The following is a 10,300-nucleotide window of genomic DNA, read 5'->3' on the forward strand; positions in this document are numbered from 1 at the left end:
GCCCTGGGCGAAGCGCTCGGCGCCGGCGATGTCGGCCTTGCGCGGATTCTCGATTTTGGCGATCAAATCAGGGTTCTTCCAGATCGCAACCCCGTCCTTGCGCCAATAGAGCCCGAACGCCCAGCGCGGCAGGCTCTCGCCGGGATACCATTTGCCCTGCCCGTAATGCAGCAGACCGCCGGGCGCAAAACGTTCGCGCAAGCGCCGGATCAGGTCGTCGGCGAGAGCGCGCTTGGCCCCTCCGACGGCCGCCGTGTTCCATTCCGGCGCCTCCAGATCGTCGACCGACACGAAGGTCGGCTCGCCACCCATCGTCAGCCGCACGTCCTGCGCCGTCAGGTCGGCGTCGACCTGCTCGCCGAGACGGTCGAGCCGCGCCCATGATTCATCGGAGAACGGCCAGGTGATGCGCGGCACTTCGCGGATGCGCTTGACGCTCATCTCGAACGCGAAGTCGACATTGGCAAAGCCGGCACTGCCGGAGACCGGCGCCGCCGAACGGTAATGCGGCGTGGCGGCGACCGGGATGTGCCCTTCGCCGGCCAGCATGCCCGAGGTCGCATCGAAGCCGATCCAGCCGGCGCCGGGAAGATAGACTTCGGCCCAGGCATGCAGGTCGGTGAAATCTTGCTCGACCTCACGCGGTCCCTCGACCGGATCGATGTCGGGTCGCAGCTGGATCAGGTAACCCGAGACGAAGCGCGCGGCGAGGCCGAGATGCCTCATGATCTGGATCAACAGCCAGGCGGAGTCGCGGCACGATCCCGCGCTCGTGGCCAGCGTCTCCTCCGGCGTCTGAACCCCGGGCTCCATCCGGATGATATAGCGAATCTTTTCCCGCAGACGGGCGTTGAGATCGACCAGGAAATTGACGGTCGAATCCGCCTCGCGCGGGATCGACTTCATGTACTCGGTAAACTGCGGACCTGGCTCGATGGTCTCCAAATAGGGCGCGAGCTCGGCCTTCAGGTCGTCCCTGTACTGAAACGGAAAGGCGGTCGCGTATGGCTCGACGAAGAAATCGAACGGATTGATCACGGTCATCTGCGCCGTGAAATCGACCTCGATCTTGAACTCGGTCACCTTCTCCGGAAAGACGTAGCGCGCCAGCCAGTTGCCCTGCGGATCCTGCTGCCAGTTGACGAAATGGTTGGGCGGGGTGACCTTGAGCGAGTAGCTCAGCACCGGCGTGCGGGTATGCGGCGCCGGCCGCAGGCGAATGGTCTGCGGGCCGAGGTCGATCGCACGGTCGTATTTATAGTGCGTGACGTGGTGTAGTGCGACGAAGATTGACAATACGGGCCACTCCAGCAGCTTTTTTAAGCAGAACACTGGTTCCGGCCAGGATCAAGCTCTAACAACGGGCAGCTTGTGCCCGTCGAGCGGGCGAATCGCGAATCGCGCTCGCAAACGGCCTTTCGCTATTCGCTATTGCTACATCGTCGCCCCGAGCACCCACGGCGCGAATTCGGCGCCGCCGAAGTCGAAACTTTCGCTCTTGGTGGGCTGGCCGGACGCGGTCCTCAGCATCAGGTCGAAGATGCGCTGGCCGCATTGCTGCACGGTTTCCTCGCCGTCGAGGATGGTGCCGCAATTGACGTCCATGTCGTCTTCCATGCGCCTGTACATCGGCGTGTTGGTGGCGAGCTTGATCGACGGCGCGGGCTTGCAGCCGAACACGCTGCCCCTTCCGGTGGTGAAGCAGACCAGATTGGCGCCGCCCGCCACCTGCCCGGTCGCCGCGACCGGATCGTAGCCCGGCGTATCCATGAACACGAAACCCTTCTTGGTGACGGGTTCGGCGTAATGCAGAACATCGACCAGGTTGGTGCTGCCGGCCTTCGCCATGGCGCCGAGCGATTTTTCCAGGATGGTCGTCAGCCCGCCGGCCTTGTTGCCCGGGCTCGGATTGGCGTTCATCTCGGCGCCTTCGCGCGCGGTATAATCCTCCCACCAGCGCATCAGCGACACCAGCTTCTCGCCGACCTCGCGGCTGACCGCGCGACGGGTCAACAGATGCTCGGCGCCATAGGTCTCGGGCGTCTCGGACAGGATCACGGTGCCGCCATGCCGCACCAACAGATCGCTCGCTGCGCCCAGTGCCGGATTGGCGGAGACCCCGGAATAACCGTCCGAGCCGCCGCATTGCAGCGCCACCGTCAATTCGCTCGCCGGCACGGGCTCGCGCTTGACCCTGTTGGCATCCGCCAGCGTCTCCCTGACGAAGGCGATGCCGGCTTCCACTGTCTTGCGGGTGCCGCCGACCTCCTGGATGTCCATCGCGCGCAGCCGGCCGGCGAGCTTCTGCTCGTCCATCAGCCCGCCGATCTGGTTGACCTCGCAGCCGAGCCCGAGCACGACGACGGCCGAGAAATTGACGTGGCGCGCATAACCGCCAAGCGTCCGCCGCAACAGCTTCAAGGGCTCGTCCTGGGTCATGCCGCAGCCGGTCTTGTGCGTCAGCGCGACCACGCCATCGACATTCGGAAAATCGGCCAGCGGATTGTCGTGCGTGAACGGGTTCCTCTTGAAGACGTCGGCGACCAGACTTGCGACATGCGCGCTGCAATTCACCGAGGTGAGGATGCCGATATAGTTGCGGGTTGCGATCCGGCCGTCGGAACGGCGGATGCCCTCGAAGGTCGCGGGCAGATCGAAATTCGGCACCGGCTTGACGTCGGCGCCATAGGCATAATCCTTGGCGAAATCGCCCATGCCGCAGTTCTGGGTGTGGACATGCTGCCCCGGCGCGATCGGCGCGGTGGCAAAGCCGATGATCTGGCCGTAGCGGCGGATCGGCTCGCCCACCGCGATCGGCCGGATCGCCACCTTGTGGCCGGCCGGAATCCGCTCGACCGTGGTCACGCCATCGGCCACCACCAATCCGGGCGGCAGGCTCGATCGCGCGATCAGCACGCCGTCGTCGGGATGCAGGCGAATGACGGGGGCTTGGGTCATTGGAGCTCTCCTCGGATGCGGCGAACAAGCGAACGGCGAGTAGCGAATAGAAGGTTGGTTCAATCCGCTGTTCGCCACTCCCTATTCGCCATTGGCGCCGTCAGGCCTTGCCGCCCGACTCTTTCCTGGTCTGCGCGATCTGCATTTTCGCGTAGGTCATCATCAAACCGCTCTCGTTGGAGAGCGTCACCAGCTTGAAGCCCATGTTGATGGCGCGCACCGCGCCGTCGGCGCCGGAACAGTGGATGCCGGGATAGAGCCCGCGCTTGCCGCACTCCTTCACGATCTTCTCGTAGATCTGCAGGATTTCCGGCTCGTCGCGATCGAGCTTGGGCACCAGGCCATAGGAGAAGCCGAGATCGGACGGGCCGATATAGACGCCGTTGATGCCGTCGACGTCGAGGATCGCTTCCATGTTCTCGACCGCGGTCTTGGTTTCCATCATCGGCAGCAGCACGATCTCGTCATTGGCGGTCTGCTGATAGGCGCCGGCCGAACCGTACATGCCGGAGCGGATCGGACCGTTCGAGCGCGTGCCCTTCGGCGGATATTTGGCGTAGGCGACCAGGTTCCTGGCTTCCTGCGGCGTATTGATCATCGGGCAGATCACGCCATAGGCGCCGCCGTCGAGCACCTTGCCGATGATGCCGGGCTCGTTCCAGGGCACGCGCACCATCGGCGTCACCGGATGACCGTTCATCGCCTGGAAGCATTGCACCATGGACAGATAGTCCTGCACGCCGTGCTGCATGTCCACGGTGACGCTGTCGAAGCCGCATTGCGCGATCACCTCGGCCGAAAAGCCCGACGGAATCGCAAGCCACGCGTTGACCACCGCTTTGCCCGACGCCCAGATTTGCTTGACCTTGTTTGCCATGATGTTTCCTTCCCTGTGTCTGTCTTCACCGTCATTGCGAGGATCCAACGGGTCTCGCCTACGGCGAGCCCGATGACAAGCTCCGCGACGAATCAATCCATCTTTCTTCGCGGCTCTGGATTGCTTCGCTGCGCTCGCAATGACGGAGAAAAACTATGCCGTCGCCCTTTGAATGCTCGCTTCGCTGACGCCGACCTCGCGCGCGATGTTCACTATCGCCGCCCAGGTATCATCAGGCAAGGGGACGCCGTTTTGCGTACGCTCGGCGCGCGTCCTCCGCTCGGCATCGCCGGGAACCAGCACCTGATCGACACCCGCGACCGGCTTTGTCGCCCTGATGAAGTCGGTATAGCGCGTAATTTCACCGTCGAAGAAGTTGGCGGGGTCGACCACCTTGGGATCGATGTAGAAAGCCAGCATGCCGTTGGCGAAGCGCCGGTTCGCCGAGGTCGCGCCGGTGCCAGTCAAGGCGCCGCCGAGCAATTCGCAGATGAACGCCAGGCCTGACCCCTTGTGCTCGCCGAAAGCGCGGATCGCGCCGGTTCCCTTGGTGTGGTCGCGCGCGCCGTCCGGCTCGTACGGACCATAGAGCACGGCGGGATCTTCGCTCAGCGTGCCGTCGGCGTCGATCAGAGCGCCCTTTGGCAGTTTCTTGCCGCCGCGGCTCGCCACCAGCACCTTGCCTTCCGCGACGATCGAGGTGGCGAAATCGAGCACGATCGGGTCCTGCCCCTGGCGCGGAATGCCGACGCAATAAGGCGCCGTCGACAGCCGCTTCTCGACGCCGCCATATGGCGCGACCAAAAGCGAGCCTGCTGCGGTCACGAAGTGCACGGACACCAGGCCCGCGGCGGCCGCCATTTCGGCCCAGTCGCCAACGCGGCCGAGGTGACCGGAGTTGCGCAGGGCAAGCGCCGCCAGCCCGGATGTCTTGCACTTCTCGATGCCGATCCTCACCGCCTGCGGCGTCACGGTTTGTCCGTAGCCGAACTTGCCGTCGATCACCACGAGCGAGGGCGTATCGACCACGACCTCGACGGTCTGGTCGGGCACGATCGAGCCCATCTTCTTCCATCTGATGTAGACGGGAACGCGGATCACGCCGTGGCTGTCATGGCCGGTGAGATTCGCCGTCGCGAGATAGCTCGCGATGCGCCGTGCCTCTTCAGGCGACGAATCGGCATGCGCGAAAACGTCAGCGACGAAATCGATCAGGTTCGAAAGCTTGATAGTGACCATGGCGGCTCGCAGGTTCGATCAGGCAGGGACTTTGGCGTGACCGCCGAGATAGGCGGCGGCGATGGCTTCGTTGCTCCACAATTCGTCGGGCTTGCCGCCGAGCACGATACGCCCGGTTTCCAGCACATAGCCATAGTCGGCGACGGATAGCCCCATGCGCGCGTTCTGCTCGACCAGCAGGACCGTGGTGGTGCGCCGGATTTCCGAGATGATCTTGAACACCGCCTGCACGATGACGGGCGCCAGGCCAAGCGAGGGTTCGTCGAGCAGCAGCAGCCGCGGCTTCGCCATCAGGCCGCGGGCGACGGCGACCATCTGCAACTGTCCGCCGGACAGCGTCCAGCCCAGCGAACCCGAAAACTTCCGGATGTCCGGAAACAGGTCGAACATCGCATCCGCCTCGCGCGAGATGTCCTTGGTCGACGCGCGGCGGTTGGAGGCGCCGAGCATGATGTTCTCCTTGACCGAAAGCCCCGGAAACACCCGTCGTCCCTCCGGCACATGCGAGATGCCGAGCCGCACGATCGCTTCCGGCCCGAGCCCGGCGATCGATCGGCCGTCGAACAGGATCTCGCCCGCGGCGGGCCTGGCGAGGCCGGAGATCGCCCGCAGCGTGGTCGATTTGCCGGCGCCATTGGCGCCCAGCAAGGTCACCACCTTGCCTTCGTCGACGGCGATCGTGACGCCCCGCAGCGCCTCGATTTCACCATAGAGCACGATGAGATCGCGGATTTCGAGCAGCGCCATCATTCGGCTCCGAGATAGGCAGAGACGACGTCGGGATGGCGTAGTACCGCCATCGATTCACCGTCGGCGATGCGGCGCCCGAAATTGAGCACGGTGATGTGCTGGGCAGCTTCGGACACCAGCGTCATGTCGTGATCGATGATCAGGATGGTCAGCCCCTGCGCCGCGATGCGCTTGAGCAGATCATGCAGTTCGAGCTTCTCGGTCGAGTTCAACCCGGCCGCGGGCTCGTCGAGCAGCAGCAGCGTCGGATTGGAGGCGAGCGCGCGCGCAATCTCGATCAGGCGCTGATGGCCGTAGGAGAAGCTCGAGATCAGCTCATTGGCGCGGCTGCCAAGACCGACGAAGGTCAGCGCTTCCATCGCGCGCTCGGTCAGCCCGGCGTCACCGCCCTTGCTGATTCCCTTGCCGATCATGCTGTTGCCCGGCCGTTCGGCGCCGATCTCGACATTCTCCAGCGCCGTCATCGAACGGAACAGGCGGATGTTCTGGAAGGTCCGGCCCAATCCCGCCGCGGTGCGCAGATGTGGCGGCAGCGCCGTGATGTCGGTGCCATCGAGCAATATCGTGCCGGAGGTGGCCTTGTAGAGGCCGGACAGCACGTTCAGCGTCGTGGTCTTGCCGGAGCCGTTCGGCCCGATCAGCGCGTGCACGCCGCCGCGCCTGACCGCGATGTCGACGCCATCGACCGCCTTGAGGCCGCCAAAGTACTTCGACAGCCCGCTGACTTCGAGCACGATGTCGCCCCCGACGGTCGCGGGCTTCAACTGCAGCGGCTTGGCCGCGGGCGGCGTCTTGATCTGCGCCCGCCAGCGCTGGAAGAAGGTGGCGACAAAGCCCCAGATGCCGTCGGGCATGAAGCGGACGATGAGGATCACGAACAGGCCGTAGATCGCGAGATAAAGCCCCGGCACGCTCTTGAGGAAGCGCAGCCATTCCGGGATCAGGATCAACAGCCCGGTGCCGATCGCCGAGCCGATCGGCGACGCCACGCCGCCGAGCAGCGACATGGTCAGGAACACAATGGAGTCGGCGAAGGAGAACTGGTCCGGGCTGACATAGGCAAAGCCGCCCGCGAACAGTCCGCCGGCAACGCCGCCGAGCCCGGCGCACAGCGCAAAGGCGTAGACCTTGGTGCGGAACACATCGATGCCGTTGACGCCTGCTGCAAGCTCGTTGTCGCGCACCGCGCGCATGGCGCGGCCGAGCCGCGTGTCAGGCAGGTGCCAGACCAGATAGCCGACGATCGCCAGCACCGCGACGCAGAACGCGAGATAGCTTTGCGAGCTCTGGAACAGCTCCGGCCGGCCGATATTGGAAACGCCGTCCGGACCATGGGTGATGCCGATGGCGTTGATCATCACCAGCGTGACGATCTGCTGGAACGAGATCGTCACCATCGCGAGGTAGTGGCCGCCGAGCCGCAGGGTCGACATGCCAAGGACGGCGCCGGCCATCAGCGTGATCAGGCATCCCGCGAGCAGGCAGAGCCAGTAGCTCATGTGCAGATCGGTGGTGCCGATACCGACGGCATAGGCGCCGAAGCCGAAGAACGCGGCCTGCGCCAGGTTGATCTGCCCGCAGAGGCCGAGCACGACCGAGAGCCCGAACACCGCGATCGCAAACGTCGTCGCCTGCATCAGGATGTTGAGGACATAGCCGTCGAACCGCATCGCGCCGGCGAGCGCCACCACGATCGCGGCGCCGATGAAATAAGGCAGATGCCGCAACACCAGCGGCCTGGAGCGCACGACCGCAATCGGCATGTTCTCGCTGGGAGCGCTCATGCTTTTTCCGCCACGCGCTCGCCGAAGATGCCTTGCGGCCGGAACACCAGGAATGCGATCAGCACCAGGAAGGCAAAACCGTCCTTGTAAGGCACCGATATATAGGCCGCGCCAAAGGTTTCGATCACGCCAAGCGAAAGCCCGCCGATGATGGCGCCGGCGACGTCGCCGAAGCCGCCGATGATGGTGGCGGCAAAGGCCTTCAGCGCAATGGTCGAGCCCATCTGGATCGAGACGAACAGAACCGGCGCGACCAGGATGCCGGCCAGCCCGCCGAGCACGGCCGAATAGATGAAGGTGATCATGATCATGGTGGAGACGGAAACGCCGAGCAGCGAGGCCATTTCCTTGTCCTGCGAGGTCGCCTGCAGCTTCTTGCCGAGCAGCGTGTGCTCGAAGAACCAGTAGTTGAAGATCACGAGCGCGATCGTCACCGCGATGATCAGGAGATACTGGCTGTCGAGATAGACCGGGCCGAGCTGGATGCCGGGGGTATCGAACCAGCCCTGCAACACCTGCGGCTGCGGCCCGTAGATCGCCAGCACTGAATTGGACATCAGGATCGAGGCGCCGATGGTCGCGATGATCACGGGCAGGAAACTGCGGTGGCGCAGCGGATAATAGACCCCGAGATTGAAGACCACGCCGAGCAGCGCCATGCCGGCAAGCGCCAGCAGGAACGACAGCCAATAGGGCCAGCCGAGATCGACCGAGAACACCACCATCAGATAGGCGGCCACCATGGAGAACTCGCCTTGCGCGAAGTTCACCACATTGGTAGCGCGGAAGATCAGCACGAAACCGAGCGCGACCAGCGCGTAGACGGCGCCGATGCCGATCCCGGTGAAAAGCAGTTGGAGGACCAGATCCATGAAAGTCGTTCTGTGAGGGGAAGTGATGCTTCAACGGAAGTGATGCGTCGGCCAGACAATTCCGGCCTCCTCCGCACCCGGAGGAGGCCGAAGCCATCCGCTTAATCGTTGAAATCGATATGCTTGTCGAAAACGATATTGCCTTTCTCGTTCTTGACGATGTTGTAGCCGTGAAGTCCATCGCCGTTCTGGTCGAAATTATATTCGCCCTCGGCGCCCGGAAATTTCCTGGTGGCCAGGATCGCTTCGCGGACCCTCGCCGGATCGGTGGAGCCGGCCTTGTTGATCGCCGCCGCCAGCACGGTGACCGCGTCATAAGGCCAGGAACTCTGATTATCGGGCGCAACCTTGACGGCGTCGCGGTAGATCTTGCCAAATGCCTTCGAGGCTTCGCTTGAATCCTCCGCATAGTCGGCGACGCCGTAGGTGCCATAGAGCGCCGGACCCGCGAGCTTCAGCGCGGTGATGTTGACGATCGAGGGCGAACCCACCCATGGAATGTTGACGCCAAATTGGCGCAGCTGCCGGGCGAAGATGCCGAGGTCGCTTTCGAAGGTGAAGTAGGAGCCGAGGATGTCGGCGCCGGACTGCTTGATCGCGAGCACGACCGGGGTGAAGTCCTGACTCTGGTTGGCGTAGCCCTGATCGAGCACGGCGGGGCTGCCGAGCTTCTGCAGTGCATCTGTCAGGGCCTTGCCGCCGGCGGTGCCGAAGGCGTCCGTCGAGTGCAGGACCGCCCACTTCTTCTTGCCCAGCGTATTGACGCCGTAATCGGCGATGACACGACCGGAATAGCTGTCATTGGGCCGGAAACGGAACAGCCATTGATTGCCCATATGGGTCAGATTCGGATCGGTGCCGCCGATCATCACGGGCTTGCCGAGCTTCAGCACGTCAGGCGCCATGGCGTGCACCTGGGTGGAACGGATCGAGCCGAGGAAGGCCACGATGTCGGGTTGCGAGGCGAGTTTGGAGAATGCCAGCACGATGCCGGGGTTGGTGGTCTGATCGTCCTCGACGATCAATTCCGCCTGCTTGCCCAGGATACCGCCGGCCTTGTTGACGGCATCGAGCGCCAGCTTGGCGCCCTTGATCGCGTAGCCGCCGGACTCGGCGGCAGGGCCGGTGACTGGCGCGCACATGCCGATCTTGATGGTGGCGGCTTGCGCCCTCGCACTTCCGATCACGTAGGGCGCGGCGATGCTGCCAGCGATACCGACTGCGAATTCCCGTCTCGTCAACTTCATTCAAGTCCTCCCTGAGGCCGGCTTCGATGCCGGCCCTTCTTGGCATTGGTATTCCGCGGCCAGACGCGAAAACCCGGTGCTGTTTAGGGACTCTTGCGCCCCGAGTAAATTGACATTGCAGCGATTTCGACTAACGACGCAGGCGGCGACTACCGTTAAGCATAATCCCGGCAGTGGGCGTTATTGCACCGTATCGCACCGTTCGCGGCGAGGCCCTCCTGCCCAGGGACTGAGCAGCAGACAAAGCCATGCGTTCCTCTCCGTATCGTCATGCAAATTTGCGCCTACTGGGTGATCTCGCCTTCTCGAGCCAGCCCGGTGAGCGATTTTGATGTCCTGCTCATATCGGCCTGCTTCGGCGAACCTCGGCGGACGCGCCCAACACCTTTTTGATAGCACGGTGTTGATGGCACGGTTGGGCACGGCGCAGATGCGCTCTGCCCAAGCCCACGAATCCGAAACCGGATTTCAAACGGCAGATACGGTTTCACGGTCTCGCGGCGCTGGTCGCCCGAGCTTTGCTTGGGAAGTCTTGCGCCTCGAGATCGAGGGCGCAGGGAATGCCGGGTGCAC

General features: G+C 63.8%; 9 protein-coding genes. All 9 read right to left on the bottom strand.

Features of this window, described 5'->3' with window-relative positions; genetic code table 11:
* On the bottom strand, positions 1-1,296 hold a 1,296-nt coding region (locus WCB02_RS19865; RefSeq protein WP_423960669.1), incomplete at its 3' end, for a transglutaminase family protein.
* A 138-nt stretch (positions 1,297-1,434) separates the two neighbouring features.
* Positions 1,435-2,958: a UxaA family hydrolase gene (locus WCB02_RS19870; protein WP_423960671.1), complete on the bottom strand. Its 1,524-nt coding sequence runs from the start codon at positions 2,956-2,958 to the stop codon at positions 1,435-1,437.
* Between the two features lie 100 nt (positions 2,959-3,058).
* Positions 3,059-3,835: an HpcH/HpaI aldolase family protein gene (locus WCB02_RS19875; protein WP_423960672.1), complete on the bottom strand. Its 777-nt coding sequence runs from the start codon at positions 3,833-3,835 to the stop codon at positions 3,059-3,061.
* Between the two features lie 153 nt (positions 3,836-3,988).
* Positions 3,989-5,074: a malate/lactate/ureidoglycolate dehydrogenase gene (locus WCB02_RS19880; RefSeq protein WP_423960673.1), complete on the bottom strand. Its 1,086-nt coding sequence runs from the start codon at positions 5,072-5,074 to the stop codon at positions 3,989-3,991.
* A gap of 18 nt (positions 5,075-5,092) precedes the next feature.
* Positions 5,093-5,821, bottom strand: coding sequence for an ABC transporter ATP-binding protein (locus WCB02_RS19885; RefSeq protein WP_423960675.1), 729 nt, complete (start codon positions 5,819-5,821; stop codon positions 5,093-5,095).
* Positions 5,821-7,608, bottom strand: a complete 1,788-nt coding sequence (locus WCB02_RS19890; RefSeq protein ID WP_423960677.1) for an ABC transporter permease subunit — start codon at positions 7,606-7,608, stop codon at positions 5,821-5,823. Before WCB02_RS19890 ends, WCB02_RS19885 begins: the two co-directional genes overlap by 1 nt.
* Positions 7,605-8,480, bottom strand: a complete 876-nt coding sequence (locus WCB02_RS19895; RefSeq protein WP_423960680.1) for a branched-chain amino acid ABC transporter permease — start codon at positions 8,478-8,480, stop codon at positions 7,605-7,607. The genes WCB02_RS19890 and WCB02_RS19895 overlap by 4 nt, the downstream gene beginning before the upstream one ends.
* Positions 8,481-8,581: 101 nt before the next feature.
* Positions 8,582-9,727 carry an ABC transporter substrate-binding protein gene (locus WCB02_RS19900; protein WP_423960682.1) on the bottom strand — a complete coding sequence of 382 codons (1,146 nt, stop codon included), beginning with the start codon at positions 9,725-9,727 and terminating at the stop codon, positions 8,582-8,584.
* A 284-nt stretch (positions 9,728-10,011) separates the two neighbouring features.
* On the bottom strand, positions 10,012-10,300 hold a 289-nt coding region (locus tag WCB02_RS19905), incomplete at its 5' end, for a hypothetical protein (protein ID WP_423960684.1).

Source organism: Bradyrhizobium sp. (assembly GCF_049581145.1).
Classification (GTDB): Bacteria; Pseudomonadota; Alphaproteobacteria; order Rhizobiales; family Xanthobacteraceae; genus Bradyrhizobium.